The sequence below is a fragment of the Synechocystis salina LEGE 00031 genome, assembly GCF_015207985.1.
GTDB lineage: Bacteria > Cyanobacteriota > Cyanobacteriia > Cyanobacteriales > Microcystaceae > Synechocystis > Synechocystis salina.
Genome location: NZ_JADEVV010000032.1, coordinates 21,856 through 48,166, shown reverse-complemented (window position 1 = coordinate 48,166; position 26,311 = coordinate 21,856). Strand labels below are relative to the sequence as shown.

Annotated in this window: 32 protein-coding genes, 3 tRNA genes, 1 other RNA gene and 1 pseudogene; 23 read left to right on the top strand and 14 right to left on the bottom strand. The window is 48.4% G+C overall.

Going from position 1 to position 26,311, the window contains the following annotated elements; translation table 11 throughout:
- Nucleotides 1-558 (bottom strand): stage II sporulation protein M (locus tag IQ217_RS11950; protein WP_476718273.1); only part of this gene is annotated, 558 nt, incomplete at its 3' end.
- A gap of 168 nt (nt 559-726) precedes the next feature.
- Here IQ217_RS11950 and IQ217_RS11945 point away from each other — a divergent pair.
- The 3 genes from IQ217_RS11945 to IQ217_RS11935 all read left to right on the top strand — a co-directional run bounded on the left by IQ217_RS11945 (nt 727) and on the right by IQ217_RS11935 (nt 3,344).
- The gene (locus tag IQ217_RS11945; protein WP_194020110.1) at nt 727-2,166 is read left to right on the top strand and encodes a glycosyltransferase family 2 protein; all 1,440 of its coding nucleotides are present in this window, start codon (nt 727-729) and stop codon (nt 2,164-2,166) included.
- A 41-nt stretch (nt 2,167-2,207) separates the two neighbouring features.
- Nucleotides 2,208-3,107, top strand: coding sequence for a DUF1838 domain-containing protein (locus tag IQ217_RS11940; RefSeq protein WP_338116562.1), 900 nt, complete (start codon nt 2,208-2,210; stop codon nt 3,105-3,107).
- A 147-nt stretch (nt 3,108-3,254) separates the two neighbouring features.
- A tRNA-Ser gene (locus IQ217_RS11935) sits at nt 3,255-3,344 on the top strand.
- A 115-nt stretch (nt 3,345-3,459) separates the two neighbouring features.
- Here IQ217_RS11935 and IQ217_RS11930 read toward each other — a convergent pair.
- Nucleotides 3,460-3,750: a hypothetical protein gene (locus IQ217_RS11930; RefSeq protein WP_194020109.1), complete on the bottom strand. Its 291-nt coding sequence runs from the start codon at nt 3,748-3,750 to the stop codon at nt 3,460-3,462.
- 125 nt (nt 3,751-3,875) lie between these two features.
- Between IQ217_RS11930 and IQ217_RS11925 the strand changes: the two genes are divergently transcribed.
- Both IQ217_RS11925 and IQ217_RS11920 read left to right on the top strand, forming a co-directional pair.
- Nucleotides 3,876-6,701, top strand: coding sequence for a cyclic nucleotide-binding domain-containing protein (locus tag IQ217_RS11925; RefSeq protein ID WP_194020108.1), 2,826 nt, complete (start codon nt 3,876-3,878; stop codon nt 6,699-6,701).
- A 33-nt stretch (nt 6,702-6,734) separates the two neighbouring features.
- Nucleotides 6,735-6,890 (top strand): annotated as a pseudogene (locus tag IQ217_RS11920) (ABC transporter ATP-binding protein); the annotation flags it as partial.
- A gap of 108 nt (nt 6,891-6,998) precedes the next feature.
- On the opposite strand, the gene pyrB reads toward IQ217_RS11920, so the two are convergent.
- Nucleotides 6,999-7,997 carry an aspartate carbamoyltransferase gene (gene pyrB, locus IQ217_RS11915; protein WP_194020107.1) on the bottom strand — a complete coding sequence of 333 codons (999 nt, stop codon included), beginning with the start codon at nt 7,995-7,997 and terminating at the stop codon, nt 6,999-7,001.
- A 14-nt stretch (nt 7,998-8,011) separates the two neighbouring features.
- Between pyrB and IQ217_RS11910 the strand changes: the two genes are divergently transcribed.
- From IQ217_RS11910 to IQ217_RS11895, 4 genes are all read left to right on the top strand, one after another.
- Nucleotides 8,012-8,173, top strand: coding sequence for a hypothetical protein (locus IQ217_RS11910; RefSeq protein WP_194020106.1), 162 nt, complete (start codon nt 8,012-8,014; stop codon nt 8,171-8,173).
- A 12-nt stretch (nt 8,174-8,185) separates the two neighbouring features.
- Entirely contained in the window at nt 8,186-8,830 is a 645-nt protein-coding gene (locus IQ217_RS11905) for a GUN4 domain-containing protein (RefSeq protein WP_194020105.1), read from the top strand.
- Nucleotides 8,831-8,890: 60 nt separating this feature from the next.
- On the top strand, nt 8,891-9,304 hold the full coding sequence (locus IQ217_RS11900) for a hypothetical protein (RefSeq protein WP_190597464.1): 414 nt from the start codon (nt 8,891-8,893) through the stop codon (nt 9,302-9,304).
- Nucleotides 9,305-9,727: 423 nt separating this feature from the next.
- Nucleotides 9,728-11,659 (top strand): hypothetical protein, encoded by a 1,932-nt coding sequence (locus tag IQ217_RS11895; protein ID WP_194020104.1) that lies wholly within the window; start codon nt 9,728-9,730, stop codon nt 11,657-11,659.
- Between the two features lie 64 nt (nt 11,660-11,723).
- Here the strand turns inward: IQ217_RS11895 and IQ217_RS11890 are convergent, their stop codons facing one another.
- The 3 genes from IQ217_RS11890 to IQ217_RS11880 form a co-directional block, all read right to left on the bottom strand.
- The gene (locus IQ217_RS11890; RefSeq protein ID WP_194020103.1) at nt 11,724-12,527 is read right to left on the bottom strand and encodes a C40 family peptidase; all 804 of its coding nucleotides are present in this window, start codon (nt 12,525-12,527) and stop codon (nt 11,724-11,726) included.
- A gap of 30 nt (nt 12,528-12,557) precedes the next feature.
- Nucleotides 12,558-12,654, bottom strand: an RNA gene (gene ffs, locus IQ217_RS11885) — signal recognition particle sRNA small type.
- A gap of 168 nt (nt 12,655-12,822) precedes the next feature.
- Nucleotides 12,823-12,909: transfer RNA gene (locus IQ217_RS11880), tRNA-Ser, on the bottom strand.
- A gap of 71 nt (nt 12,910-12,980) precedes the next feature.
- Here IQ217_RS11880 and IQ217_RS11875 point away from each other — a divergent pair.
- The 4 genes from IQ217_RS11875 to IQ217_RS18955 all read left to right on the top strand — a co-directional run bounded on the left by IQ217_RS11875 (nt 12,981) and on the right by IQ217_RS18955 (nt 15,351).
- A complete protein-coding gene (locus tag IQ217_RS11875) occupies nt 12,981-13,349 on the top strand; it encodes a 2Fe-2S iron-sulfur cluster-binding protein (RefSeq protein WP_190597459.1) in 369 nt (122 codons plus the stop codon).
- A gap of 67 nt (nt 13,350-13,416) precedes the next feature.
- Nucleotides 13,417-14,280, top strand: a complete 864-nt coding sequence (locus IQ217_RS11870) for an inositol monophosphatase family protein (protein ID WP_194020102.1) — start codon at nt 13,417-13,419, stop codon at nt 14,278-14,280.
- Between the two features lie 128 nt (nt 14,281-14,408).
- Nucleotides 14,409-14,723: a J domain-containing protein gene (locus tag IQ217_RS18960; protein WP_228025753.1), complete on the top strand. Its 315-nt coding sequence runs from the start codon at nt 14,409-14,411 to the stop codon at nt 14,721-14,723.
- Between the two features lie 40 nt (nt 14,724-14,763).
- Nucleotides 14,764-15,351 (top strand): tetratricopeptide repeat protein, encoded by a 588-nt coding sequence (locus IQ217_RS18955; RefSeq protein WP_228025752.1) that lies wholly within the window; start codon nt 14,764-14,766, stop codon nt 15,349-15,351.
- A 62-nt stretch (nt 15,352-15,413) separates the two neighbouring features.
- Here IQ217_RS18955 and IQ217_RS11860 read toward each other — a convergent pair whose 3' ends face one another.
- The 7 genes from IQ217_RS11860 to IQ217_RS11830 form a co-directional block, all read right to left on the bottom strand.
- The gene (locus tag IQ217_RS11860; RefSeq protein WP_190597455.1) at nt 15,414-15,908 is read right to left on the bottom strand and encodes a Jag family protein; all 495 of its coding nucleotides are present in this window, start codon (nt 15,906-15,908) and stop codon (nt 15,414-15,416) included.
- 88 nt (nt 15,909-15,996) lie between these two features.
- Entirely contained in the window at nt 15,997-17,151 is a 1,155-nt protein-coding gene (yidC, locus tag IQ217_RS11855) for a membrane protein insertase YidC (protein ID WP_190597453.1), read from the bottom strand.
- 100 nt (nt 17,152-17,251) lie between these two features.
- Nucleotides 17,252-17,647: a PH domain-containing protein gene (locus IQ217_RS11850; protein WP_190597451.1), complete on the bottom strand. Its 396-nt coding sequence runs from the start codon at nt 17,645-17,647 to the stop codon at nt 17,252-17,254.
- On the bottom strand, nt 17,619-17,993 hold the full coding sequence (gene rnpA / locus IQ217_RS11845) for a ribonuclease P protein component (RefSeq protein WP_190597449.1): 375 nt from the start codon (nt 17,991-17,993) through the stop codon (nt 17,619-17,621). The genes IQ217_RS11850 and rnpA overlap by 29 nt, the downstream gene beginning before the upstream one ends.
- A gap of 9 nt (nt 17,994-18,002) precedes the next feature.
- Complete coding sequence (rpmH, locus tag IQ217_RS11840; RefSeq protein ID WP_010872863.1) at nt 18,003-18,140, bottom strand: 50S ribosomal protein L34; 138 nt, start codon at nt 18,138-18,140, stop codon at nt 18,003-18,005.
- A 55-nt stretch (nt 18,141-18,195) separates the two neighbouring features.
- Nucleotides 18,196-18,645: an EVE domain-containing protein gene (locus IQ217_RS11835; protein WP_194020101.1), complete on the bottom strand. Its 450-nt coding sequence runs from the start codon at nt 18,643-18,645 to the stop codon at nt 18,196-18,198.
- 32 nt (nt 18,646-18,677) lie between these two features.
- A complete protein-coding gene (locus IQ217_RS11830; RefSeq protein ID WP_194020100.1) occupies nt 18,678-19,304 on the bottom strand; it encodes a precorrin-8X methylmutase in 627 nt (208 codons plus the stop codon).
- A 131-nt stretch (nt 19,305-19,435) separates the two neighbouring features.
- On the opposite strand from IQ217_RS11830, the gene IQ217_RS11825 reads away from it, so the two are divergent.
- Entirely contained in the window at nt 19,436-19,951 is a 516-nt protein-coding gene (locus tag IQ217_RS11825; protein WP_194020099.1) for a ComEA family DNA-binding protein, read from the top strand.
- A 235-nt stretch (nt 19,952-20,186) separates the two neighbouring features.
- Nucleotides 20,187-20,951, top strand: a complete 765-nt coding sequence (locus tag IQ217_RS11820) for a metallophosphoesterase family protein (RefSeq protein ID WP_194020098.1) — start codon at nt 20,187-20,189, stop codon at nt 20,949-20,951.
- A gap of 173 nt (nt 20,952-21,124) precedes the next feature.
- On the opposite strand, the gene petG is transcribed toward IQ217_RS11820, so the two are convergent.
- Entirely contained in the window at nt 21,125-21,241 is a 117-nt protein-coding gene (gene petG, locus IQ217_RS11815) for a cytochrome b6-f complex subunit V (protein WP_190597440.1), read from the bottom strand.
- Between the two features lie 130 nt (nt 21,242-21,371).
- Between petG and IQ217_RS11810 the strand changes: the two genes are divergently transcribed.
- The 8 genes from IQ217_RS11810 to psbA all read left to right on the top strand — a co-directional run bounded on the left by IQ217_RS11810 (nt 21,372) and on the right by psbA (nt 26,211).
- Nucleotides 21,372-21,445: transfer RNA gene (locus IQ217_RS11810), tRNA-Arg, on the top strand.
- 252 nt (nt 21,446-21,697) lie between these two features.
- The gene (locus IQ217_RS11805; protein WP_194020097.1) at nt 21,698-22,162 is read left to right on the top strand and encodes a universal stress protein; all 465 of its coding nucleotides are present in this window, start codon (nt 21,698-21,700) and stop codon (nt 22,160-22,162) included.
- Nucleotides 22,163-22,204: 42 nt separating this feature from the next.
- Nucleotides 22,205-22,726, top strand: a complete 522-nt coding sequence (locus IQ217_RS11800; protein WP_194020096.1) for a hypothetical protein — start codon at nt 22,205-22,207, stop codon at nt 22,724-22,726.
- Nucleotides 22,727-22,783: 57 nt separating this feature from the next.
- A complete protein-coding gene (locus IQ217_RS11795; RefSeq protein WP_194020095.1) occupies nt 22,784-22,996 on the top strand; it encodes a glycogen debranching protein in 213 nt (70 codons plus the stop codon).
- Between the two features lie 265 nt (nt 22,997-23,261).
- Nucleotides 23,262-23,987, top strand: a complete 726-nt coding sequence (psb32, locus tag IQ217_RS11790) for a photosystem II repair protein Psb32 (protein WP_228024180.1) — start codon at nt 23,262-23,264, stop codon at nt 23,985-23,987.
- A gap of 10 nt (nt 23,988-23,997) precedes the next feature.
- Nucleotides 23,998-24,648: an L-threonylcarbamoyladenylate synthase gene (locus tag IQ217_RS11785; RefSeq protein ID WP_228024179.1), complete on the top strand. Its 651-nt coding sequence runs from the start codon at nt 23,998-24,000 to the stop codon at nt 24,646-24,648.
- Nucleotides 24,645-24,896, top strand: coding sequence for a hypothetical protein (locus tag IQ217_RS11780; protein ID WP_228025751.1), 252 nt, complete (start codon nt 24,645-24,647; stop codon nt 24,894-24,896). Before IQ217_RS11785 ends, IQ217_RS11780 begins: the two co-directional genes overlap by 4 nt.
- A gap of 232 nt (nt 24,897-25,128) precedes the next feature.
- Nucleotides 25,129-26,211 carry a photosystem II q(b) protein gene (psbA, locus tag IQ217_RS11775; protein WP_194020093.1) on the top strand — a complete coding sequence of 361 codons (1,083 nt, stop codon included), beginning with the start codon at nt 25,129-25,131 and terminating at the stop codon, nt 26,209-26,211.
- Nucleotides 26,212-26,311 lie beyond the last annotated feature (100 nt).

The following is a 26,311-nucleotide window of genomic DNA, read 5'->3' as shown; positions in this document are numbered from 1 at the left end:
CACCACCACCCCACCGGCCACCATGCCAAAGGCAACGGAAAGGTTATTGATCATGATGCCGCTGGCCGCCACCGGTTTCATGGTTAAAATTGAGCCCATCCAGAGCTGGCCTTTATCCCGAACGGTGCTGATTAAATCCGTTGGTACTACTAATTCCAAAAAGGTTGGATCCCGCCAGCTATACCACCAAGCAATTACACTGGCCAGGAAAAAAATACCGAAGGCTAACATGGTATAACTAAAGGTTTGGCGCAACACTAAGGGCAACTGCCAAAGGTAGAATTGTGCGACTTTGTTCCACTCCTGACGGCGATCGCCCTGGTAAATTTGGCCATAGGCCCTGGTAATGAGACTTTGTAGATTCTGCCTCAGACGGGGATTGAGGTCGTGGGTTTTGGCCCGGGCCAGGTCGGCGGAAGTAGCCCGGTATAAACTAGCCAACTGCTGAATGTCCTCCGTGGGCAGGGACTTGATCCCCTTGGTTTCCAGGCGGGTCAAAATTTGGTCAAGGGTCTGCCAATCCTGATCACGGCGGGCAATCCAGCGACGAAAATCCATGGGAAAAAACCTAGAAAATAAACTATTTTTGCACTTAGTTCCCGCCCTTGACCCCCTAGTGGACGGTGGAGATTTACCCTGGGCGGTGGCCACTCCCCGAAAATATCGCAAGCAATCGTTAGAATGGAGGGCAATGTCTAGTTTTCCTGACTACATCACAGGTCACCTATGCCCCAATTTCCGTGGAAAGATAACGATGCCGATTTGTCTCCCCTGGAGGCCTTCCTAGCAGAATGGGACGATCCCGAGGCTGAGGAGGAGGATTTTCGGAACGACTTTTTCCGGGGATCGGAAGGGCGGCGCAAAAAAGCCGCAGTGGTGCTCATGGCCATTTGGACCCTGGTGATTACCCTCCATTATTGGGTTTGGGGTAGTTGGTTAGTGTGGGCCTTCACCGGTGCTCTCTCTTTGCAAGCCCTCAGGTTAATGAAGGCAACTCCCGAAGCGCCCCCCCCCATGGTGACTGGGACAGAATCGGCAGTGCATTATCCCCAGGTTTGTTTGATGGTGGCAGCGAAAAATGAAGAAGCGGTGATCAGTAAAATTGTCCGGCAGTTATGCACTTTGGATTATCCAGGCGATCGCCATGAAGTTTGGATTGTGGACGACAACAGCACTGATCGCACTCCGGTTATCCTTGATCAACTACGCCAGCAATACCCCCAGTTACAAGTGCTGAGGAGGGGCGCTGGGGCCAGTGGCGGCAAATCTGGAGCTTTAAACGAAGTCCTGGCCCAAACCCAGGGGGACATCATTGGGGTATTTGATGCCGATGCCGATGTGCCCAAGAATTTGCTGCGGCGGGTGGTGCCCTATTTTGCCAGTTCCACCTTTGGGGCCCTCCAGGTACGGAAGGCGATCGCCAATGAAGATGTCAATTTTTGGACCAGAGGCCAAGGGGCGGAAATGGCCCTGGATGCCTATTTCCAAGAACAAAGAATTGTTACCGGCGGCATTGGAGAACTGCGGGGGAATGGCCAATTTGTGGCCCGCCAAGCCTTGGATGCGGTAGGTGGCTGGAATGAACAAACCATTACCGATGACCTAGACTTGACCATCCGCCTACACCTCCACCAATGGAAAGTTGGTATTTTGGTCAATCCCCCGGTGGAAGAAGAAGGGGTAACCACGGCGATTGCCCTTTGGCACCAACGCAATCGCTGGGCGGAAGGGGGTTACCAACGTTACCTGGATTACTGGCGCTGGATTTGCACCCAACCCCTGGGCTGGAAGAAAAAATTAGACCTCTTTTCCTTTTTGTTGATGCAATATCTTTTGCCCACCGCCGCCGTACCGGATTTACTCATGGCCCTGTGGCAAAGGCGCTTTCCTCTGCTCACTCCCCTCAGTTATCTGGCGATCGGCTTTTCCTGTTGGGGGATGTACCATGGACTGCGACGATTAACCCCCGCAGAAGGACAGTCATCCTGGCGGCAAGTCCCGGCCCTATTAGTCCGTACCATTAGTGGTACCATTTACATGTTCCACTGGCTAATCATCATGCCCGCTGTCACCGCCCGCATGGCCTTCCGACCAAAGCGTCTCAAGTGGGTAAAAACTGTCCACGGCGCTGCTACGGAAGATGCCCTCGAGCTAAAGCAAAGCTAAGGAACAAGCAAATTTTCGATTGTTATTAGGGCCCGATCATTGTGTTCAACCTGCCAAAGTTTTCTGCTGCTCTCCTCTCTCCCCTATCCCTGGTACTTTTGCTAGTCGGCATGGGAGAGAATAAGGTCGAGGCCTTGGAACTGAGGGAGCCGGCCGGTCAACTACAGGCCCTGCGGAAAATTTTCTGCTCGACGGAAGATGGTCAACCAATAACCTACTGGTGGGAAGGCAAAACCTATAGTCGGATTCCAGGGGAACCAGACCGCTTACTTTTTCTGGTGGAGGGCATGAATATCCGTCAATGTGGCCCCCTAGCAGATGGCAATGATGACGAGGATTTTCGCATGGTGAGTCGGGAGATTTTACTCTACAAAGATCCCGTGACCGGAGAGGTGTTACGTCAGTGGGAAAATCCCTGGACCGGCAAAACAGTGGAAGTCTTTCATGTGGCTAACGATCCGGTAAATTTTAGCTATCGCTTAAAGGACAATGACGGCAGTCCGATCGCCAGAGACATTACCGTGCGAGGAAACCAATGGTGGATAAACGTAACCGTGCCCCTGTTTTACCCTAATCCCTTGGGTGGAGAGTTTCAGCGTTATGTGGGGGGAACCTATCACGCCACGGAAATGTTCAATTTCTTTGGTAGTGTGGATGAGTTGAGTAATCCCCGGCAGACCTCAGCCCCGGCCTCCATCGGTTGGGCGCGGCTTTCCAACTGGTTGCCTTGGATGGAAATGGGCAATCGGGTTGGATTGTTGTATTTTCATACCGCTGGACGTAAATTAGCCAGCTTCGACGATTTGTCGGTAGTAATGAAAACAGAGATTGCCAACAACTTTCCAGAGTACGTTAAGCCACCATCCCTATCTGACCAACGTCCCAACGAAACCAGTTGGAGCTCATTCCGGCAACTTTTAGAAAGTGGCGGCAATCAGTAACCGGACACTGTTTTAGTATTCAACATTGGATTTTTTCAACACCAACGTCGAGTTTCCGAATTATCCGCCCCACCAAAGAAAGTGGAAATTACCAGTTGAAAAAGGCGGAAGACGTCATTGTTTGCTATGATATGGAACTGTCACTCTGGAGAGATGGCTGAGCGGTTGAAAGCGGCTCCCTGCTAAGGAGTTATGGGGTTTATAGCTCCATCGAGGGTTCGAATCCCTCTCTCTCCGTTTCTTGTCTGGTTAATTTAAGTTGAGTCAATTAGTTCAAGGCAAGAGTGGCGGTAACGTTACTTTTTTAAAGTCAGCCCCACTCTAACCAACGGATTGCGAGTTTTTCCTCCTGCTATTGGACAATCACCGTCACGGCTTCTCCAAAATCTTCTCCCTCTAGGGCAACGTATAGCCACACCACATCATCGTTTTCCATGGCGGTGTATTGCCACTCCGTCATCATGATCGCCCTTTGGATGGGACCAGAACCATAGCTAATCATCTCTTCCACCGTCGTTTGTAAAGTTTTGGGAGAATATTCCCTTTTAAGCTCCGGGGATAATAAATCCCAAGCTTTTCCATAATCACAAGCGGCAAGGCGATCGCCAAATTTTTGGGCCAAGTGGATGGCGGGTTGGATCATGGTCTTTGCCCCCGTTGGGAATGATTACTGCGATTTTGAGCTTTAACCCAGATGAAAATCAATGGCAAAACAGGTTAGCATTGAGTGCAGAATGGATAAAGGCCCAACCAGAAAAGGATTTGTCTATGTTCGCACAACTGTCAGAGCGACGGATGCACTGGATTCGGTGGATATTAACCGGGGGTTGGCTGTTAATTATTGCCTCCCTATTCTATGACCCCTGGACATCTGCCCTCACCACTGCGGACCATCCCTGGAGCCCACTGCGGTTGTCGAATCAATGCATTGAAGTCCAAGGGGAATGTTTAGCAGAGCAACCCTACGCCCTGGGCACAACCCTGTTTTGGGGGGCAATCGTGCCAGCGGCCATTTTTATCCTGCTAGTGTTCGGCCATGAACTGTGGCGACGGATTTGTCCCCTTTCTTTCCTCTCCCAAATTCCTCGGGCTTTGGGATGGCAACGGCAATTCAAACGGGAAAATAAAAAGACCGGCAAAGTGCGCTACGAACTGGCCAAAGTGGACCGCAATTCCTGGCTTGGTCGGAACTATGCCTATGTGCAATTTAGTTGGTTGTTCATCGGCCTATGTGGGCGCATCCTCTTTTTTAATGGCGATCGCCTAATGCTAGGGGGTTGGCTATTATTCACAGTGGCCATGGCTATCACCGTCGGTTACCTGTATGGCGGCAAATCCTGGTGTCAATATTTTTGCCCCATGGCCCCAGTGCAGAGTATTTACGGCGAACCGGGGGGATTGTTGGCCAGCAAAGCCCACACCAGTGAAGAACTCATTACCCAATCCATGTGCCGCACAGTACTGCCGGATGGCAAAGAGCAGAGTGCTTGCGTAGCCTGTCAAAATCCCTGCATTGACATTGATGCGGAGCGCACCTACTGGAACAGTTTAAATCAACCGGAAACGGCATTTCTGCGCTATGGCTACGTCGGTTTAGTCATAGGTTATTTTGTCTATTATTATCTTTACGCTGGCAATTGGAACTATTACTTTTCTGGAGTATGGTCAAGGCAAACGGATCAGCTTAATTCTTTACTATCACCCGGATTTTACCTATTTGACCAAGCTATTAATATTCCTAAAATAGTGGCAGTGCCATTAGTATTAGGGGCGTGTACCGCCATTGCCTATGGTGCTGGAAGATGGTTAGAAAAACGAATTAAAGCCCATAATCGGCAGCAACAAAACAGTTTAAATATAGATATTATCCGCCATCGTATTTTTACCGTTTGTACCTTTGCGATTTTCAATTTTTTCTTTATTTTTGCCGGCAGACCATTAATACAACTTCTTCCCCTGGCAGTGCAGTATCTGTACGATATAGGATTGGTAACCCTAAGTACCCTTTGGTTGTACAAAACCTGGCGACGCAGTGCCGATTTATATTCCCGGGAAAACTTGGCTAACCGTTTCCGCAAGCAATTAGAAAAACTGCAGGTCAACGTTTCACAATTTTTAGAAGGGCGGACATTAAGCGACCTCAATACCCATGAAGTTTATGTGCTGGCAAAGGTTCTGCCCGGCTTTACCCGGGAAAAACGCCATCAGGCCTATAAAGGGGTGGTCCGTGAAGCATTAGAAGAGGGTTATGTGAATTACTCCAGTAGCTTGGAAGTTCTACAACAAATGCGCCAGGAATTGGGTATTACGGACGATGAACACCGTTTAGTGCTCGAAGAATTGGGCATTGAAGATCCAGCATTGCTCAACCCCGATCGCCAAAGAACCCTGGAGAACCAAATACGCCTGACTGGTTATCGTAAATCCCTGGAACGCCTATTATTGCTACAACAAAAACAGGCGAGTTTCAACACCTTTGAGCCGACATCATTACAGGATTCTGCCGCCATTCGTTCCCTGCGCCGTCAATATTCCATTACGCCCCAAGAAGAAGAATGGATTTTAAGTGGTTTTTCCGATGAAACCAGTAGCATAAAAAAAGCAGAATTTTTACTGGCCCAATTGCCGGAATTAATTGATTGTTACCGTGCCCTTAATCAACCCATCCTCCAGGAACATAAGGCAGTATTAACCCTGTTACAGGAAAACATTAGCCACAAAAAAGAATTAATTGTCCGCTCAGTTCTACAAACCCTAGAGCAACTGCAATCTGCCCCGGCATCTTTGCCCCTAGCACAATCTTTACAACAGGCTTCTCCAACGGTTTTAAGTGAACTTTTAGAGCAGGAACATTGGGATGATCGCCTACCGGCAGAAATACGTCAATGTTTGACTGAACCGGGAGAAAAACCTTTGTCCTGTTCTTTGGAACTTTCTCCAGAAACCATTTTGCCCTACTTAGAAGTTCTGCTCCAGGATCAAAATCCCATGGTCCAGGCCGCTGCCCTTTATATGTTGACCCAATTAGCACCCCAACGTAGTCAAACCATTGGCATTAATTATGGCCATCAGTTTAATTCCCATCTAGTTCAATACACTCTAGATCACTTCCTCGCTTGGCAATCAACATCAACAAAAAATCCCCCTTTAACTGAATTTCCTGACCTAGAAAAAGTAGTTTATTTATTTAATAGTGATTTCTTCCACCGTATGCAAAGTGAAACTCTCATTGCCCTAGCAGAGCGGGCTGAAGTGAGGACCTATAACAAAGGAGACGTGATCACCGAAGCGGGGGATACCTGTCGAGAATTACTATTGTTAATCGAAGGGGATGCTAATGTTCACTATCAAACGGAGACTGGAGTTCGAATTGAGCAATTACATCCTGGGCAAACATTAGATGAACTAGAAGTTTTAGCCCACAGTAAATCAGAAAATACTATCATTGCTGACAGTAGAAGTACGAGGATTTTAGCCATTTCCGTAGACCAGTTTGACGATTTACTCGACCATGATCCTGATTTTGCCCGGCGAGTTTTGGAATTAGAAAGTCGTCAATTGCAAAGATTTGTACGTTCTGTCCAAGTATTTTAATCTCCCTGAGGAATATTCGGAATTAAAGGCGATCGCCAGGCAGTGATGATGATTACCCATGATGTAGATGAGGCAATTTATATGGCCGATCGCATTGTATTAATGACTAATGGTCCCAATGCCACCATTGGTGAAATTTTAAAGGTGCCTTTTCCCCATCCCCGCGATCGCCATGCCATGCCAGAAACTTAAGAATATTACGATTTAAAAAACCATGCCTTAGATTTTCTGGAGCGATATTTTAACCATCATTAGTGAGCGGTGTTGAGCAATCTAAGGCTAGAATTTACCCTTGCTCTATCCTTCCTGAACAGTGCCTAGCAAATAGAGCAGGGCCATGCGGATTGCCACCCCACTGGTAACCTGGTCCTGAATTAGGCTAATTTCCGGGTCATCCATCAATTCTGAACTAATTTCTACTCCCCGGTTTACGGGCCCCGGATGCAACACTTTCACCCCCGGTTGACACACCTTCAGGCGATTGTGGGTAATACCGAAATAATGGTGATATTCCCGCAAACTGGGCAAAAGATGAGCCGTCATTCGTTCTTTTTGCAACCGCAGAGTCATAACCATATCCGCCCCTTCCAAGGCTGGCTGTAATTGCCAGTGGCAATGGAGTTTCCCCGATCCTGGCGCTAGGGTTAATTGTTGAAATTCCTTCGGCAATAGGGTGGGAGGTCCCGCTAAATGCACGTCGGCCCCAGCGGTGGTCAAGCTCCACAGGTTAGAACGAGCCACCCGGGAATGCAAGATGTCCCCCACCACAGCAATCTTTTTTCCCTGCAGGCATTGAATGGCAGGATTGTCCGGCGCAAATTGGGAGCAAATGGTAAATAAGTCTAGCAACCCCTGGGAAGGGTGCTCATGTTGTCCATCCCCGGCATTGAGTACCTTGACACCGGTTTGGAGCCGGTCCATTTGGGAAGCAATAAAATGGGGCACCCCTGCCTGTTGGTGGCGGATAACAAAAATATCAGACCCCATGGCAAGGTAGGTTTTGGCGGTGTCTAAAATGGTCTCCCCTTTGGTGAGGGAGGAACTGCCGGGGGCAAAATTCATTACATCGGCGGAGAGGCGTTTGGCGGCCAGCTCAAAGCTACTGCGGGTGCGGGTGGATGGCTCAAAAAAAAGGTTAGTGACCACCTGCCCCTGAAGGGCTGGTACTTTTTTGGTTTGTCCTTTTAATACTTGCTGGAAAGTGGTGGCGGTCTGTAGCACAATATCTAATTCTTCGCCCCGCCAATCGGTTAGGTCTAAAATGTGGTTTCGAGTCCAACTGGCCACCATGGTCATTGCCTTAAATGGATATGGGGCAGGCACTGCTACCCAGCGATCCATCTTGGCGGCGATCGCCAGTTAACGCAAGTCTTTTCCCCGCTACACTAGGGGGGAACGTTCCCATGTATTTAGCTAAAAGTCCGTGGTATTCTGAAATGCGCCGACGCTGTTTAGCTTTTGCCCTAATTTGACTGCCTTTGAATATGACCACTGCAACCCATTTGCTGAAACTTGCCGCGACAGTTCTATTAGGAAGCTTGGTGACAACGGCCCCATTGGTTAGGGCCCAGTTCATGCCCCCGGCTCCCCAAAATAACACTGCCACCCCAATTCCCAAGGTGGAACTAAATTTTCAGCCTCTGGAAACGGCCTTAGGGGCCCAGCAGTTTAACCAGGCCAATGAAATTACCCGCCGTCTGCTGTTGAGCGCCGCTAATCGCACTCTGCAGGGTTGGTTAACCACCGACACCATTGAGCAAATTCCCTGCCAAGACTTGAAAACCATTGACCAGTTGTGGTTGGAACATTCCAAGAATCGTTTTGGCTTCACCCCCCAATTGGAAGCGTTTTTGGCCACGGGAAATCGCCCTGGTAGATTGATGTCACCGGAGTCCTATGATCAATTTGGCGATCGCATCGGCTGGCGTAAGGATAATCAATGGGTCATTTTTAAGAAAAATTTGGACTTTACCATCAACGCTCCGGTGGGTCATCTGCCCAGCCCCAGGGATGAGTACCAAATTAATGGTGGCCGTTTAGAATACACTGCCCTTATGGGTAGATTCCAGTCCTGTCAATCGGGACAGCTACCCACTGCTCCAGTGCGCTTTACTCCCTTTGGCTCCTAGGGAAAATCTCTCTGCAGAAGAATCTTGAGCAATTAATTCAGCAAGGTAACAGGTAAGCCCATGGCAAATTTAGAAACCTATGTGCGGATGGCGGAGGACGAACTGACGGAATATAGCAGTGAAGCCCGCAAAATCGAAAAAATCCGTCGCAAAATGGCTTTGTCCCTTAACTACAAACAACAACAGGAGTTAAAAGCAGAGGTGCTGGCCATTATGCCCCAGGGGTTTTTGCCCCGTTTAGTGGAGGATAACCGCCAAACAGCGGCCCTACCTTTTTGGGGCATTGCGGGCTTGGGCTTACTGTTCGGTATTTCCTTGCAACAACCCTTGGATTTTCTGGCTCCGGCGATCGCCTTACCCATAGCAATCAAAATTCAACAGTGGGGCTGGAAATTACAAGCTAAAAGGTTGCTACTGAAAACCATTGATGAACTGGAACAGAGAATTAAAAATCCCGAAACAATTATCTCATAATCGCTCTCTATTCATAGAGTTAAACAGTGAAATTTAGCTTATCAATCCATTTTTCCTACGTAAATTTTACAAAATATTAATTTTGACTGCCAATTTTTTTTGCTACGGATTAACATAAGCTATGGGTATGGGAGTCTTTATAGATGCCCAGTTTGCCCCATTTTGACCTTGGAGATTGTGGAAGAGTATAAGTCTCTCTTGAGGAACGGCTGGTTAACCTAACACCAATACTTGGGAAACGATTAATTCCATACTTTTCAGTAAGGGAACTTTGCTCTTATGGCTATCAGTAATTGGCAACCAATCCTAACCTCAGCTTTAAACTACCTACAGTCCTTTGCTTCCCTTGGCAATAGCGAGGTTCTACTGCAGGAAGTTTTTGGTGATCAAGTTTCTTTTGACCGTCTTCTTGACGGGTGGAAATTGGGACAGTTCCTCTCTTTACCAACGTTAAGATTTGTGCCAGCGGCTCAGATCAACGATGCCCAGGGGGCATTTGCGGCCAGCGCTAATACCTTATATCTATCCGAAGAATTATTAGCCCAGGGCAATGTGTTCACCCTTACCCAGGTTTTTCTGGAGGAGTATGGTCACTATCTGGACAGTCAGTTAAATCATGAGGACACTCCGGGGGATGAGGGGGAATATTTTGCGGCGGTGGTGATGGGGCAACCCCTCTCTGACTTAGATATTCTGCGCTTGCAGTCGGAAAATGACTGGGCAATGGTAACTCTTGACGGTCAACCAACGGTGATCGAGCAGAGTGGTTTTAATATTGTTCAAATTACAAATAATAATTTTGACGATGGTGTTAATTCCCTATTTGACCCATTGGCTTCTGGCCGATATTCCAATGACACCGATAACAATGGTGACAAACTAAAGGTTTCCGGCAACAAAATTACTTGGGAAAGCGACCATGGCATTTATTTATTCGATAGCTTTATACCTCGATCACTTGATTTTTATGGAGGTAATCCACAAATAAATGGTGACAGTGTAGTTTGGGATCATGGTTATCTTGGCAATGGAATTAGTCTTTATAAGACTGGCTGGCATACGCCTCAGTTATTACCGAGTCATTACGTAGGTGGTAATAATCCCCAAGTCTATGATGGAAAAGTTGTTTGGCAAAATGGCCAGGGAGAAGATGCTCACATCTTTTTCTATGATGGCCTTACAACAATTGCCTTAAGTGACCTTCCAGAATCCCGTAGCTTTTTTAACCACAGCCCACGCATATATGGCAGCAACATTGTTTGGTCAAGTGGTAATTGGTATTGGTTGGGTGATAATCCTCAAATTCACCACGCCCAAATTTACTGGTACAACGGAGAACGTACTGTACAACTAACTAATAGTCCTTTCTTCAATAGTTCCCCTGTGGCATCGGAACAAATTATAGCTTGGACAACCTTGAGTTATAACGAACTTGGCTGGGGTATTAGCAGTTTTGATGAAAATAATGGATTTTCTGGAGTTCATATTTATGATATAAACACAAGTCAAACAACTCAAATTTCTAGTGCTTCACCTATTCGAGACTTACAAGTATCAGGCCGTAACACAGTTTGGCAGGAAGGTTCAAATGAAGATGTCGCCACTACAATCATGTTTTATGATGGTACAACGGTGATTAATCTGTCGAATACTAAACTCGGTGGAGAATTCGACTCAAATCCCAAGTTATTCGGGAACAAGGTGGTTTGGGAACGTTGGGATGGCATTGATTACGAGATTATGTACTATGACGGTAATAGCACCCGTCAGGTAACCAATAATAACCGTGATGATCGCTATCCCCAGGTATCCGATGAGATTGTTGCTTGGACTGGTTACGACGGTAACGACTGGGAAATCTATCAAACCTATATTGGGCCAGACAATGGGCTTCGGGACAAATTAACAACCACCCTAATTCGTTTTCAAAACACTGATAGGCCTGGAACCTATCTTTATGTCGGGGAGCAGGAAGCCGTTTCTATTCGCCAAAACTATCGCAATTTCGTTGAAGAGGGACTTGCTTTCCAAGTTGCGACCAGTCAGACCGATCCATTACTGCAACCTCTCTACCGTTTCCGTAATACCAGTCCTGGTCGGGAAGGAACCTACCTTTTCAGTGGCACAGAAGAAGCTGTTTCCATTCGTCAAAACTATCCCAATTTTGTTGAAGAAGGAATTGCCTTTTACACCTATTTTGGAGGCGTAGGTGGTGGTATGACCAATTTCAACCGCTTCCAAAACAATGAGCTTTCCGGTACATACCTATTTGCGGGCCCTGCAGAATCCGCTTCGATAGTTGCTGGCCATTATCCTTTCGCCTATGAAGGCCCGGCCTTTGCGGCAGGAGGTTAATGTCCCCCGCAATTGCCAATTTAAAGATTTATCCCCCTGAAAATAGTACATATATTGATAAAACTCACTTCAGTAACCTAGTATCAACCGCAATGTCTGTGTTAGCCAAATAATCTTCAACAGGATTAAAACTTTTCACCACCCGGCCGCCGAACCACCATTTTTGAAAATATTTATGGCTAATAGGGTCGGTTAAATTCGTCAGGGAATCCATGCCAATACCGTTGCGGCCATGGGTTTGGCCGGAACTGTGGATATATTTTCCTTCCCCCAGATACATCCCCACATGATCCACCCGTTGATTGCCAAAAAAGATTAAATCCCCCGGTAAAAATTCTCTGGCGATCGCCGCTACCTTTTCAGCATCCAAACTATCCGATCGCCGTTGGGGGCGCACATCAACAATTGTTTGGCAAAAGGCAGCTTGTTGATAGGAATCCCTGGGCAACCAAATACCCTGACTAGCAAAAGCGGCTTGCATTAAACCGGAACAGTCATAGTTGGGGCCAACGTTACCTCCCCAAAGATAATAATTTTGCCTTTGCTTCGCTGCCAACAAATAATCAATTACCTGGGGAATGAGCTGTTCAATGTCGGCTCTGGTTGCTGTTACGGCCTGATAAACACTAAAGGCCGGGGTCAAACTCCGTAAATCGTCCTCTGCTAGCCAACCCCGGTAACCATCTTCCGCCTGTTCCACCAACACTGCTGACTGTTCAATCTTCCCTGTTAAACGCAAATATCTCCCTTGCTTTGCTTGGGTGGATAATTCTTGGCGATCGGGACCGTCGTAGAGGTTTAAATCCTGTTGGCAAATGAATTGCCCCGTGGGGGATGCCGGTAATGTGAACTGCTGCTCGCCCGTCATAAATCTGTTTGCATCTTCCCCAGAAAAGCCGAGGGCCCGGATTTCACGCCTACCACAAGCATCCCGTATTGCTGCTACCTTCCGGTCCTGACAAGATTTGGGCGTTGTAATCGCATGAGTCCGAGCCATTCCTAACCTATCACACTTTCCGTCGCCTTAGCCTAGGGTTGGGGCTGACTTACCCCGGAGCAATGTTCTTCAGTCTGCGGTTGCCGCCCAAATGCTTAAACAACAAAACCAGACAAGGTAGCGGCACTTCAACTGCATTTCCCCATCTGGCTTTGGTTGTTTTTCACGGAGAGGGAGGGATTCGAACCCTCGTTGAAGTTACCCCCAAACAGCATTTCCAGTGCTGCGCCTTCAACCGCTCGGCCACCTCTCCAATATGGTCACAAGAAATGATTATACAATAGCGGAAGACACAAACCTAATTTGGATTCAAACCAGCCCATAATGTCCCGTTCCCACCGAGTTCTGATCCACGATCGCCAAAATGAAAAAGACTATAGCGTAATTGTCTCCGACGACCGTTACATCCTCCATCAGGCGGAAGACCAAGGTTTTGAATTGCCGTTTTCCTGTCGTAATGGGGCTTGTACGGCCTGTGCGGTGCGGGTCATTTCCGGACAAATCCACCAACCGGAAGCCATGGGGCTGTCCCCGGAGTTACAACGGCAAGGTTATGCCCTTCTCTGTGTTAGCTATGCCCAATCGGATCTCGAAGTGGAAACGCAGGATGAGGATGAAGTATATGAGTTACAGTTTGGCCGCTACTTTGGGGCTGGTCGAGTCCGCCTAGGCTTGCCCTTAGACGAGGACTAGGCTGGAGCTAGAGCCCGATTTTCCTGGTTGCGACCCCAATTGTTTGCCAAATTTAGAACCTTTTGTGATGACTTTTGCCCCAAAACCTCTTTTTTCACCCTCCGATCTACAAACTTGGCTCGAAATCGGCACGGAGGCGGCCCTGGCAGCGGGGGCAGAAATTTTTTCTCTTTGGGGCAAGGTACAAGAGGTGGAGGAAAAAGGCCGGGCCGGGGATTTAGTCACGGAAGCCGATCGCCAGGCCGAGGCAATAATTTTAGGCATAATTAAGCGTCACTGCCCAGACCACGGCATTTTGGCGGAAGAATCAGGACAGTGGGGGAGTGGGGATAATCCTTTTTGCTGGGCGATCGATCCCCTGGATGGCACCACTAACTTTGCCCATAGTTATCCCGTTTCTTGTGTATCCATCGGTTTACTAGTCCAGGGCATACCAACGGTGGGGGTAATTTACAATCCCTTTCGCCAGGAATTATTTCGGGCAGCTACGGGTTTGGGGGCCACATTAAACCGCCAGTCCATCCAAGTCTCAACCACCACTAGCCTAGCCAAAAGCCTCTTGGTTTCCGGCTTTGCCTACGACCGAGTTAAAACCTTAGACAATAACTATCCTGAATTTTGCCATCTCACCCATCTGACCCAAGGGGTGCGGCGCAGTGGCTCAGCGGCGATCGACTTAACTGATGTGGCCTGTGGTCGGCTGGACGGCTATTGGGAACGGGGCATTAATCCTTGGGACATCACCGCAGGTATTGTCATTGTCCAAGAAGCTGGGGGCGTGATTTCCAGCTATGATGGCTCTCCCCTTGATTTAAAAACTGGCCGTATCCTGGCTACCAATGGTAGGATTCACCACGAACTGAGCCAGGCCCTGGCCGATACTCCCCAATGGTTTCAAAATTATGCAATCTCTAGAGTGCAAAAAGATTAGCTAGCTCAAATTGGGGGGGTACAAAAGCCAGACTTTGGTGAATGTTTTTAACAATTTACGGGTATTTTTCTCTTTCTGAGGAATAATGGAGTAAAAAGGGATAGAAATGCCCCCCGACCGCAATTTTTATGAGCCTGTTCCCCATCAAGCAAGGACTGTTTAATTATGACGTAGTTGACCACCACGCCATTCTTGGCTGTCCTCTGGATGCAACTCCCCAGGAAATTCGTAAAAGTTATCTCAAAATTGCTTTTCAACTCCACCCCGACACATCAAAAGCTAGCAACGAAGAAGAGCAAGCCTTGGCAGCCAAACTTTTTTCTAAGTTTGTTAACCCTGCCTATGAAATTTTGAGCAGAGAGAATGACCGCAAAGAACATCTGCTCATCCTCCAGCAGACTGCGAGCAATCTGGCCAGCATTGGGCAACTGAACTTTAGTTAGTAGCGCCGAGTCCCAACAACTCCAGGGAGCAAAACAAAATTTGGAATTGGTTTACCGCAAGGTGGTCACCCCCCTGAGCAAAGGGCTATACGAAGACTTTAAAACGGTTTTCCCTAAGATTGCCCAAGTGAGCGAATATAATCTCATTTTCTTGATGGTCAAGGGGGAAAATGCCTCTGCCCGTCCCGTGTTCCAAACTAGTGTTTCTTCCAAGGAAACGGTGCCTCCCGTGGTGCCAGGGCGATCGCCCCAGGAAACCTCATCCCCTGTTAATCCTTCCCCCGTTGAAGACCTTTCCCCGTTTGAAAAAAGCTTGCGGCGAGCCCAAGAAAACTTTGACCGTCGGCAGTACGACAAGGCCATTGCCGAATTGAAATCTGCCCTGAAGACTGACCCCAAAAATGCCCAAGCCCACTGTTTGCTAGGCATGGCCTATTTGAAAAACAACATGATGACCATGGCCAAAGTCCATATTGGCTCAGCGGTGAAGCTCGACCCCAATGACCCCAAAGTGACGGCGGCTAAGAAAGAATTGGCTAAGCATACCAGCGCCGGCAGTAGTCAAGGAGGAGCAAAATCCAGCCAGGGGGGTTTATTTGGCGGTTTGTTTGGCGGCAAAAAGAAATAGTTAAACCAATCCACAGTTAAGTGGTCAGCGGGAAATTTGAAACATTTTGAGCTTTCTAAGCCCTAACGTCGGGGACGAATCACTAAACGGCGGTGGGGTTCATAGCCCTGGCTCTCTGTTTCCAAATCTTGGGAATCCTGAAAAAAGCTATGCACCTGACGGCGATCGGCCGCAGTCATATCCGCCATTTCCACTGGCTCAAGGGTTTCCCGTACCCGTTGGGCCGCCATTTCCGATAAGGAAATTAACTCTGACTGACGACGGGATCTAAATTCTGCCAACTCCACCGTGATGGGAGTGAAGTTTATACCACCGTCGGCTACGGTAGGTCTAAGGGAAGCATTGAGTAAATATTGAATAGCATCTAAAGCTAACCCGTTCTCCGCCAGTAGTTGCTCAATTTGACTTGAAGATAGGTTTTTTTCTTCAATGACCAACCAAGGGCCCATGACTAAAGTATTCTCTTTGTCCCCTGCTACGGTGACAGAACTAGCAAAACCCATCAGTGTGAGCAGTTCTTCGAGCCAAATCTGGGCTTGGGTAACTATTTTTTCCATCGTCAATATTTAGGGCTCAATTTAACTTCCGTAATCATAATAAAGTCTTCATCTCTCTGGGAAAGGTGAAGACTTGTGGCCTAGAAATTTAGGAGGTTTTTTCCTTCTTTTTATTACTCTTCTTCTCAAAAGGTAGAGACTCCCGACCTTGGCTTGCTTTTTGCTGTTCGTCCAATAACTTCTGTAGGTTTTCGGGTAAGGGTTCCCGCATCAGAATGAGGGTCTGTACCGTCTGAAAAACGTTAGCCATGACAATGTACATCAAAACCCCCGCCGGCAAGGGAAAGAAAAGAAACATACCGCTGAATAAAATGGGGGTAATTTTATTGATGGTCTGTTGTTGCTGGGCTTGGCCATTGGCAGCACCACCGCCGGAGGCACCGGATAACTCCTGGTTAAGGTAAATACTAAAACCAAAGAAGATGATCATGCCGAGGATGTCCCAGTTGATCTCCCCGTTTTCACCGGTTACCCCCACTTGGCCCAGGGCTTTGATGAAGAGAAAACCTGTACGGGCGGCAATACCGGGAATGGTAACTTGCACAGTGGCATCGCCGGGAACCAGGGCTTCAACGGTGCCATCGGCGCTGACAGCAATGCGGTCTTCCCCTTTGGTAACGCTGTATTTGGGCGTTAAAGCCTGACTATTCTTTTCGGGAATTACTTGTTCAAAGGTTTTACCAGCGGTGCTCTGGATTTCTAGTTGGGTTTTCTCGCCAACGCCAACCATTTTGCCACCGGGCAGGAAAACAGCAATGGGATAATGGAGAGCTTCGTCTACGTAGATATTTTGGGGTTTGGTGGAGAATGTTTGGGGAACGATGCGTTCTGCCTGTTCCTGGGGAAGTATTTGTAGGTCAACGGTGTAATTGATATCAGAAAAGGGCGATCCCCGCAGGGTGGCAAAGAGGGCGAATAGGATAGGCATTTGCAGGAGCAGGGGCAGACACCCCGCCAAGGGATTGCCAAACTCCTTCATGACCTTGGCCATTTCTTCCTGCTGTTTGGCTGGATCGTCCTTGTAGCGTTTTTGGATTTCTTCTTGGCGCTCTTTCATCAGAGGCTGGGTGATGCGCATTTTTCGCATGTTGCGGATCTGGCCAGCACTGAGGGGATAAAGCGCTAAACGAATTACTAGTGTGAGGGCAATAATAGCAAAACCATAACTGTGTACAATCCCAAAGAAAAAATCTAGGATTGGCAGCATGATATTTGTCGAAATAAAACCGATACCAAAATCCATTGCTAACAAGCTCTCTAGATAAATATTGCCAAGTTTGCCGGGGAAACTGGGGTGCTTAATAGCCCCAGTGCTTGATTAATACCATTGATGACCGTTGGTCCTACTTTTGGGTGATCGCTTCCAGGGGGCGTCCGGTTTTGTCGGCGACCCGTTCTGCCATATAGTCATAAACTTCCCGAAAGTTGGGCATGGCCCGCAGTTCTAGCCGAGAACGATCATTGAGGGTAACAACTATATCCCCCCAGATGCCTATGCCCCTGGGCATTTTAATCATTTTGGCCACTTCTCCGTAGACGATGTCAGTACGGTCTTTGCCCATCCAACCGCCGGTGACGGAAATACGGCGATCGGTGATTTTGTAACGGAGCCAGATGGCCCGGACGATCGCCCCAATGGTCAAAGGGAGAAAGATGACGGTGAATCCCAATAAAATATTGACGATTAAGTCCCCGATGTGGGGGCCGCCCTCATAGTAGGTGGTTTCTCGAATGCCCATGGTCAATAATCCCGGCTTGGCTAAATAACTGCTCTAATTCTCGCAAAAAACGTTCATAATTGCACCCAATGCCCTGGGGCAAGACAATAATTACCACATCAAAGCCCGGCTTGATTTGGGGCTGGAAATGGTTAATGACGGCACGAATTTGACGTTTTAGGCGATTTCTCACCGTGGCTTTTTTACTAACTTTTTGGCTGACGGTGATGCCGAAGCGGCTATGGCCGGCTGGACGATCGCCGAGGACCCGCATTAGTAAATTGCTGTGACGGTGTCGTTTTCCTTGCTGATAAACGGTCTGGAAATCTTGCCAGTGTTTTAAGCGCAGTGTTTTGGGTAGTCCCACGGAAGGAAACTATACAGCCAAGCGATGACGACCTTTGCTCCGGCGGGCCTGGATAACTTTCCGGCCATTATGGGTACGCATTCTGGCCCGGAAACCGGAAGTACGTTTTTGTTTGCGGTTGGTTCCGCCGAGGGTTCGTTGAGTCATGACCCGTTACTCCACAAAAAAAGACACAGTCTCCAATTGTATCATTGCTCATGGATTAAGCTAACTCTAAAATTCGATTGGCGATCGCCGGAGGGACGGGAAGCACGGAAAGACGGTTACCTTTTTTTAGGACTCCTAATTCCTCCGGATTAAACTGAGCTTTGAGGATCGGTAACGTAATCATTTCGGGAAATTCTCTGGTAAAACGGGCTTTAACGGTGAACCAGCGGGGCTTTTCCGGAGTAGCTTTGGGGTCAAAGTATGGGCTGGCAAGGTCAAATTGGGTGGGGTCCACCACTCGCTCGGCGGTAATGGTCATTAGTCCGACAATACCCGGTGGCTTGCAGTTGGAATGGTAAAAAAAAGCTTGATCCCCCATGGCCATGGCCTGTAAAAAATTGCGGGCTTGGTAATTTCTCACCCCATCCCAGAGGGTTTCTCCTTCCGCTTTGAGATGGTGAATGCCATAGGTGACCGGTTCGGACTTCATCAGCCAAAAAGCCATAGTTGAATTTGATATGGAAAGGTTGGGAATGATTAATTGAGGTGGGCTCTTTGTTCGTAGGCCTGCCAAGCCAAATCCACCAGGGCAGTGATGATGGCCGCTGCCACCTCGGCTCCCCCTTTTCTTCCCTGGACTGTGATGTGGGGAATATTAGCTTCTTGCAAATTTAACTCTACGTCCCGGCGATCGCCAAAATTAGTAGCGGTGGCAATGACCAAGGCCGGCTGGATGCGTTGGGCTGCCACTAACTCCATCAGGGCATCTAAGGCGGTTTGGCCATGGCCGATCACAAAAATCCCATCTGGGTAACGGTGGGCGAGGTTGAATATACCCCAGGCTTCTTCCGTTCTTTCCTTTTGGGGCCTGGTGATGCTTTGGGTGGCACAGTAAACAGGGTTAGCAAAAGTTTTTTGCAAAGTGGGGACAATACCCACCTGTACCATGGGCACATCCACCAGAATTGTGGTGCGAGAAGCTAAAGCGGCGGCGCCGATGGTCAGTACCCGTGGAGAAAAATGTAGTAGGTTAAGGTACTCAAAATCCCCCGTGGCGTAGATAACTCGCCGCAGAATTTCATACTGGGCAGGGCTATGGCCATGGTCTTCAACTTCATAGTCGATGGTAGCTAGGTTTTGGGCGTCGCTAATATGCCAATTCATTATGCTTGTGCCAGTGCAGGGGATGAAATGCCTCCATACCATCTTCCCCCATTTCTACAATCCCGGATGGTGGGGTGGCGAGGATTTTTCCCCACTAGAATTGTATTTGTTTACTTTCCCTCCCTTTGGCCATGGTCAATTTTCGTCGTCGGGCCCTCCAACACCGTCTGCAAAGCGATCCCTACTACCGTTTTCAATCTTGGCAAGAATTGGCGATCGCCGGAGAGTTGGGGCTAAGGATCGAAGTCAACCAAGCCACGGTGGATGAGTGGTTGCGCCTGCCGGGGTTATCCATTCATCAAGCCCGACAACTGAAAGAGTTGAGCACCATGGGGGTGCAATTTTTAGCCATGGAAGACTTGGCGGCCGCCCTCAATGTCCCTGTGCAACAAATTAAGCCTTGGGAACCCATACTTTCCTTTACCTATGCTGACCCAGAGAGTCTACTGGCACCACCAAAAATTCCCGTTAACCAAGCTGACCTTAACCAATTGCTCACTGTGCCCCACCTATCCCCGGCGATCGCCACTGCCTTGTTGCAAGAAAGGGAGGCAGGGGGAGAATATCGTAACCTGGGGGATTTGCAAAAACGCTTGGGATTACCGGTGGCCTTGATTACCCAATTGCTCCACTATCTACAGTTCTAAAAAGTTCAAAATCCACTCTCACACTAGTCAAAATTTTGGACTGATCCCTCCCTCAAGCCGGGAAAAATTCCATTACTTGGAGCTTGGACTATATTGGACTAGGGAGTTAACCCAAGTTAAGCCATTTATCCCTTGCCCATCTCGACCCTTTCTCAACCTTTAGTCATCTGTGTCTGCATCTGCAATTGTTTTAGACTATCCTGCCAATTTCCCCCTGCCCCGGCTCGCTTGATCCATGCCCAATCCTCGACGCCTTATCTTTGGTGATGTCCACGGCCATTTCGATGCCCTTACTACTTTGTTCGAGGCGATCGCCCCCAATGACCAAGATGGGGTTTACTTTGTCGGTGACTTGATCGACCGGGGACCAGAAAGCGCCAAAGTGGTGGATTTCGTCATGGGCAACAAATACCATTGCCTGCTGGGTAACCATGAACAAATGATGTTGGATGCGGTGGGGGGAGTTAATTTTTCCCCTCAGTTGCTCCACGCTTGGATTTACAGCGGCGGCAAATCAACCCTGGAAAGTTATGATCACCAGATTCCCCAAAGTCATGTGGACTGGATGCGTAATTTACCCCTCTATTTGGACTTGGGGGACGTTTGGTTAGTTCATGCTGGGGTGGATCCCCGCCTCCCCATCGAGGAGCAGGGAGAAGCCCAGTTCTGTTGGATTCGGGAAGTGTTTCATCGCTATCCCTATCCCTATTTTGCCAATAAGTTAATCATCACCGGGCACACCATAACCTTCACCTTTGCCAACGTGGAACCAGGCAAGTTAGTTTCGGGGCCTGGTTGGTTGGATATTGACACTGGAGCCTATCACCCCAAAAGTGGCTGGCTCACGGCCCTAGAGCTGAATAACCAAGAAGTTTATCAAGCTCATATTTTCACCAACGAAGTCCGGCGTCTATCCCTGGAAGATGCTGTGGTTGCCCTACCCCCCGAGAATTTCCACCGTTCTCGCCAGAAAGGTAAAAAAAGAGGCCTGCCGGGGTAACTTAGGCAAAAAAGTATTGCTCTGATGCTTGTCGACTCAAAAAATTATTTGATTTTTGACTGATCAAAATTAAGCCCCAACTCGCTACCGCTGAAATTGGGGTTTTCCTACACCCAATCCTGGGCAAAGTCAGAAATTAATTATTTTTAGCAAAAGACGATGACGGAAGTTCCCTAATCCAAGTTGAACTGGTTGCCCCGCTTATACTGCAGGTAAGCCGCCACAAACAGCCCCGATAAAGTCACAGGAATCAGTCCAAGTACAATGCCGAGCAATAGGGGTTCGATCACAGGTTTTCTCCAAAGGGTTATTTATTATCTTTGCTATCCTACCAAAAATTCCCCCAGTGCTCCCCACCCAAAAAGCTTGCGGAAATTTCGACCGTTGTGATAGTGTTATAAATCGTCAGGTAAACGGCTAGGGCTTGTAGCTTAGTGGATTAGAGCGCGTGGCTACGGACCACGAGGTCGGGGGTTCGAGTCCCTCCAAGCCCGTTTTTGGCTTCACGCCGATTATTATCGCTGAACTGGGTTCCCCTAGTTGGACCCAGTTTTTTATTAATTTAGCTCCGGTATGTCCAGCTTGCTGGTTTGAAAACAGGATGTAGTGGACTGTGGATTTCCCAGGATTTCCCACTGCTGAACCAAAAATTACATCACCCCCAGAAGCTAAAATTAGAAGTATGAAGGTGAGTTTGATGCACCTGTGTTTTGCTAGGCCACAGATATGGGGCAGGAGTTTCCACCATGGGCTACGGAAGGATTTTAGTCGCCTTAGACCGCTCTGAATTGGCCAAGGACGTTTTACAGCAGGCGATCGCCCTGGCCCAGAAGGAATCTTCTCAGTTAATGCTGTTCTACTGTATTCCGGTGGACAGTCAAGATTTGAGTATTTACCCCAGCTTTTATGGGGAAGCTGCCATTGGTTTTTCCCAGGTCATTCAAGAGCACTTGGAAGAACGACAAACGGAAGCCCGGGAGTGGCTGCAATCCATCGCCCAACAGGTAAAGGAAGATGGGGTGCAATGTGAGTGGGACGTGAAAGTGGGGGAACCGGGGCGCTGGATCCGTGACATGGCCAAGAATTGGGATGCGGATTTAGTGGTGCTCGGTCGCCGGGGACTAAAGGGTTTAGCAGAGGTATTTTTAGGGAGCGTTAGTAGTTATGTCATTCACCATGTGCAATGCTCGGTGTTGATCGTCCAACATTAGCTAGATTTTCCCTGCCCCCGATTGAATTTCCCTAATTTTTTGATGACGAATTTACCCCATCCTCCGGAGTCGGCATCAGACCGAGACCGACAAATTTTTCTAGAGGCGATCGCCGGTCGGGAAAGAACCTTGGCAGATGTGATTGGCCAGGCAGGGGGAGATTTTCTCAAGGGAGAGTCCCCCGTACCTAAATTGATACAGCGAAAGACGGAGATGAAATTGTTTGTCAACGATCATTTGAAGGATTCCGAGGGGGCATTATTGTTGGTGTTGCAATATCGCATTGACGAAGCAGACGCCTTAATTAGTAAGCACTTAGAGTTTCCCCTAATGGCGCTGACCACCATGCTGGAGCAGGTATTGGGGAATTCTGCCCTGTTGAGAGAAATTGTGCATCAAGCGGATTTTCGCTGGGGACAAATCTATGGCGAACGACCCCATTTTGAAATTCCCGGTAAGCCCCCTGACCCGGATGATCCCTACACTGCGGCATCGGTCACAGACCAGCTAAAAAATTTGCTTTTGGTTATCGCCGCCGAAAAGTCGAGAAGTCAAGACTTTTGATAGTCTTAAGTTGAGAGCCACCGTCGGTGGTCTTTGTCAGCCAAGGAAAAACACTTCATGGAAAAAATTTGGGTCAATGAACAGCTAGATCCCACGGGCATTATCTATGCTTGCATTGCTTGTTTGGACGAAGAAGCCGCCCAGGATTGCCATCGTTCTTGGCAGGAAAATCTTACCCCTGCTCAAAAAGCAGAAGGATGGACAGCACAACTCCGCACAGTTGGCTCCTGGGATGATGTCCCTGTCAACGCCCTTAAGTTAAGTTTTTAGCCCAACTTTTTAGCTCTTCTGACTTGTGAACTACTTTAAATTTTTTGTTGTCACCAGGGGTTTATCCTGCGGTGTTCCCATGGATATTGCCTTAGGCGTTGGGGAGCACTATACAGAAACCTATGGTTTTTATACATCAAGGAGTACCGTAACTGGGGCTTGACCTGACAGCTTCATCCTTTTGCAATAGTTATTACCCCGGTCAAAATTTGCCTTTGACCTGTTTTTGGTAAGCTGAAGAGTGGAGTTTCACCGGCAATTGCCCATGACTGTCGCCCCTCACCATCCCTTCAATCTGAGTATTGTTTGTAAACGTTTGCTCAGTTTTTTGTTTTTAACCCTAGTACTGTTGGGACTTAGTCCAGCCCCAGCCTTGGCCACTGGCGTTTACGATCTACCAATTTTGGACCCTGGCTCTAAAACTTTTTTAGTGGATCAAGCAGAAGCCATCAGCCTGGCCAATGAAAACAGAATAAATGGCGATCTAAAAAAATTAGCCCAGTCCAGTGGGCAAGAAGCTCGGTTTGTGGTTATCCGTCGTTTGGATTTTGATGCTACCATCGACGGCTTTGTCAATGATCTGTTTGAGCGTTGGTATCCCGATAAAGCCAGCCAGAGTAATCAAACCCTATTAGTGCTAGACACCCTCACTAACAGCACTGCTTTGCGTCGGGGAGAGGAGGCAGAGGCCCTATTAACCGATGAGATGGTCGATAGTTTACTGCGGGAAACCCTGGCGGTCCCCCTCAAAGATGGGGCAAAGTATAACCAAGCGTTAATTGAAGCAAACAAACGTTTGGGTGCTATTCTGGCTGGACAACCGGATCCTGGCCCCCCAGCCCTAGAAGAAATTAGCTTGGAAGGAACTTTCACTACAGCGGAAGAAACCGATGATACCAGTGCCACCATCTGGGTAGTGGTGCTGTTGGCGTTGGCAACCCTAATTCCCATGGTGACTTACTTCTGGTACGTGGGCTTACCGGGACGGTAAATAATGGACATTGCCCGGTAACAATAGTGATGTTGAATTTGATGAGTCGGACTTAGCCGTGCCCCTAGTCAGTCAATCGGATTTAGTTTCAGCGGCGATCGCCCATCGGGTGGTCAGTTTTCCCACGGATACAGTGCCGGCATTGGCGGTGCGTCCAGAAAACTCAGGTTTAATTTATGAACTTAAACAACGGGAAACCAATAAACCATTGATCCTCATGGCGGCAACCATGGCGCAAATTTTTCCTTACCTGGCAGGGAGTCAGCGGGAAAGGCAGGTGTGGCAAGCAATAATGGCAAAATACTGGCCCGGTGCCCTAACCTTGGTGTTACCTTCTAGTGAGAAGTTGCCCCCGGAAATTAATCCCCGTCAAGACCGGACCATTGGGGTTCGTATTCCCCACCAGGCGATCGCCCTGGAAATTTTGCTGCAAACGGGGCCCTTGGCAACCACCAGTGCCAATTTGTCGGGACAGCCCCCCCTGGAAAAGTTGGCCGACATTGCCAAAACGTTCCCTTCTGTGCATTGTTTAGATTGCCTTGCTTTGGAGCGACAGGGACCAATTGGGAAAGGTCTGCCGTCCACCGTTGCCCAATGGAATGGAGCGAAGGAAGTCTTTCAAATCCTGCGCCAAGGAGAAGTTGTGTTGCAGGATTATTGATTGATGGTTGTCCACAACAGCCCAAAGCTCCAACGAGAGAAATCACCCTGCAAACTCTATTCCTGCCTTTAACTCAGTCGCTTGCCCTGGCATTGCATTTGCCCTGTTCCGAAGAAATCTGGCAGGAAGTCAAGACAACGGATGAGAAAAATGAGAATCCCAACGGTTTTCCCCAATCCTCTCCGCCGCCACCCGCCGGCAATTTTGTTACAGAATACTTAACAAAACGCACGGTTCCTTTTCCTTAACTGCGCCAATCCCAGGCCAGACAACGATGACCATCACCTTATCAATGGCGATCGGCAACCCCTAACAACCATCCACTAGACAAATTTGTTGCGGCAAGCTATTTACAAATTGTTACAATCTTGTTATATTAGCTACATACATACAAAACCGGCTCCCAAGCAAAGATATTTCTGAGCTTGAATGCAGCCGAATTTCTCGAACCTTGACAAGTACATAAGGAATTATAACCAAATGACAACGACTCTCCAACAGCGCGAAAGCGCTTCCTTGTGGGAACAGTTTTGTCAGTGGGTGACATCTACCAACAACCGGATCTATGTCGGTTGGTTCGGTACTTTGATGATCCCCACTCTCTTAACTGCCACCACCTGCTTCATCATTGCCTTCATCGCCGCTCCCCCCGTCGACATCGACGGTATCCGTGAGCCCGTTGCTGGTTCTTTGCTCTACGGTAACAACATCATTTCCGGTGCTGTTGTACCTTCTTCCAACGCCATTGGTCTTCACTTCTACCCCATCTGGGAAGCTGCTTCCTTAGATGAGTGGTTGTACAACGGTGGTCCTTACCAGTTGGTAGTATTCCACTTCCTCATTGGCATCTTCTGCTACATGGGTCGTCAGTGGGAATTGTCCTACCGCTTAGGTATGCGTCCTTGGATTTGTGTGGCTTATTCTGCCCCCGTATCCGCTGCCACCGCTGTATTCTTGATTTACCCCCTTGGTCAAGGCTCCTTCTCTGATGGTATGCCTTTGGGTATTTCTGGTACTTTCAACTTCATGATCGTGTTCCAAGCTGAGCACAACATCCTGATGCACCCCTTCCACATGTTAGGTGTGGCTGGTGTATTCGGTGGTAGCTTGTTCTCCGCCATGCACGGTTCCTTGGTAACCTCCTCCTTGGTGCGTGAAACCACCGAAGTTGAATCCCAGAACTACGGTTACAAATTCGGTCAAGAAGAAGAAACCTACAACATCGTTGCCGCCCACGGCTACTTTGGTCGGTTGATCTTCCAATATGCTTCTTTCAACAACAGCCGTTCCTTGCACTTCTTCTTGGGTGCTTGGCCTGTAATCGGCATCTGGTTCACTGCGATGGGTGTAAGCACCATGGCATTCAACCTGAACGGTTTCAACTTCAACCAATCCATCTTGGATAGCCAAGGTCGTGTAATCGGCACCTGGGCTGATGTATTGAACCGTGCCAACATCGGTTTTGAAGTGATGCACGAACGCAATGCCCACAACTTCCCCCTCGACTTGGCTTCTGGGGAGCAAGCTCCTGTGGCTTTGACCGCTCCTGCTATCAATGGTTAATTCCTTGGTGTAACACCAATTGAATAATCAGCGAATTGCACTCTCCTTTCCGGGGGGTGCTTTTTGCTTGGTTACTGTCCTTCAACACAGCTTAAGTTGA

Bases quoted from the DNA above. Each gene is read 5' to 3' on its own strand.
- IQ217_RS11945 (WP_194020110.1), top strand. From the start codon at position 727: ATGCCCCAATTTCCGTGGAAAGATAACGATGCCGATTTGTCTCCCCTG.
- IQ217_RS11930 (WP_194020109.1), bottom strand. From the start codon at position 3,750: ATGATCCAACCCGCCATCCACTTGGCCCAAAAATTTGGCGATCGCCTT.
- IQ217_RS11925 (WP_194020108.1), top strand. From the start codon at position 3,876: ATGTTCGCACAACTGTCAGAGCGACGGATGCACTGGATTCGGTGGATA.
- pyrB (WP_194020107.1), bottom strand. From the start codon at position 7,997: ATGACCATGGTGGCCAGTTGGACTCGAAACCACATTTTAGACCTAACC.
- IQ217_RS11910 (WP_194020106.1), top strand. From the start codon at position 8,012: ATGGGGCAGGCACTGCTACCCAGCGATCCATCTTGGCGGCGATCGCCA.
- IQ217_RS11905 (WP_194020105.1), top strand. From the start codon at position 8,186: ATGACCACTGCAACCCATTTGCTGAAACTTGCCGCGACAGTTCTATTA.
- IQ217_RS11900 (WP_190597464.1), top strand. From the start codon at position 8,891: ATGGCAAATTTAGAAACCTATGTGCGGATGGCGGAGGACGAACTGACG.
- IQ217_RS11890 (WP_194020103.1), bottom strand. From the start codon at position 12,527: ATGACGGGCGAGCAGCAGTTCACATTACCGGCATCCCCCACGGGGCAA.
- IQ217_RS11875 (WP_190597459.1), top strand. From the start codon at position 12,981: ATGTCCCGTTCCCACCGAGTTCTGATCCACGATCGCCAAAATGAAAAA.
- IQ217_RS11870 (WP_194020102.1), top strand. From the start codon at position 13,417: ATGACTTTTGCCCCAAAACCTCTTTTTTCACCCTCCGATCTACAAACT.
- IQ217_RS18960 (WP_228025753.1), top strand. From the start codon at position 14,409: ATGAGCCTGTTCCCCATCAAGCAAGGACTGTTTAATTATGACGTAGTT.
- IQ217_RS11860 (WP_190597455.1), bottom strand. From the start codon at position 15,908: ATGGAAAAAATAGTTACCCAAGCCCAGATTTGGCTCGAAGAACTGCTC.
- yidC (WP_190597453.1), bottom strand. From the start codon at position 17,151: ATGGATTTTGGTATCGGTTTTATTTCGACAAATATCATGCTGCCAATC.
- IQ217_RS11850 (WP_190597451.1), bottom strand. From the start codon at position 17,647: ATGGGCATTCGAGAAACCACCTACTATGAGGGCGGCCCCCACATCGGG.
- rpmH (WP_010872863.1), bottom strand. From the start codon at position 18,140: ATGACTCAACGAACCCTCGGCGGAACCAACCGCAAACAAAAACGTACT.
- IQ217_RS11835 (WP_194020101.1), bottom strand. From the start codon at position 18,645: ATGGCTTTTTGGCTGATGAAGTCCGAACCGGTCACCTATGGCATTCAC.
- IQ217_RS11830 (WP_194020100.1), bottom strand. From the start codon at position 19,304: ATGAATTGGCATATTAGCGACGCCCAAAACCTAGCTACCATCGACTAT.
- IQ217_RS11825 (WP_194020099.1), top strand. From the start codon at position 19,436: ATGGTCAATTTTCGTCGTCGGGCCCTCCAACACCGTCTGCAAAGCGAT.
- IQ217_RS11820 (WP_194020098.1), top strand. From the start codon at position 20,187: ATGCCCAATCCTCGACGCCTTATCTTTGGTGATGTCCACGGCCATTTC.
- IQ217_RS11805 (WP_194020097.1), top strand. From the start codon at position 21,698: ATGGGCTACGGAAGGATTTTAGTCGCCTTAGACCGCTCTGAATTGGCC.
- IQ217_RS11800 (WP_194020096.1), top strand. From the start codon at position 22,205: ATGACGAATTTACCCCATCCTCCGGAGTCGGCATCAGACCGAGACCGA.
- IQ217_RS11795 (WP_194020095.1), top strand. From the start codon at position 22,784: ATGGAAAAAATTTGGGTCAATGAACAGCTAGATCCCACGGGCATTATC.
- psb32 (WP_228024180.1), top strand. From the start codon at position 23,262: ATGACTGTCGCCCCTCACCATCCCTTCAATCTGAGTATTGTTTGTAAA.
- psbA (WP_194020093.1), top strand. From the start codon at position 25,129: ATGACAACGACTCTCCAACAGCGCGAAAGCGCTTCCTTGTGGGAACAG.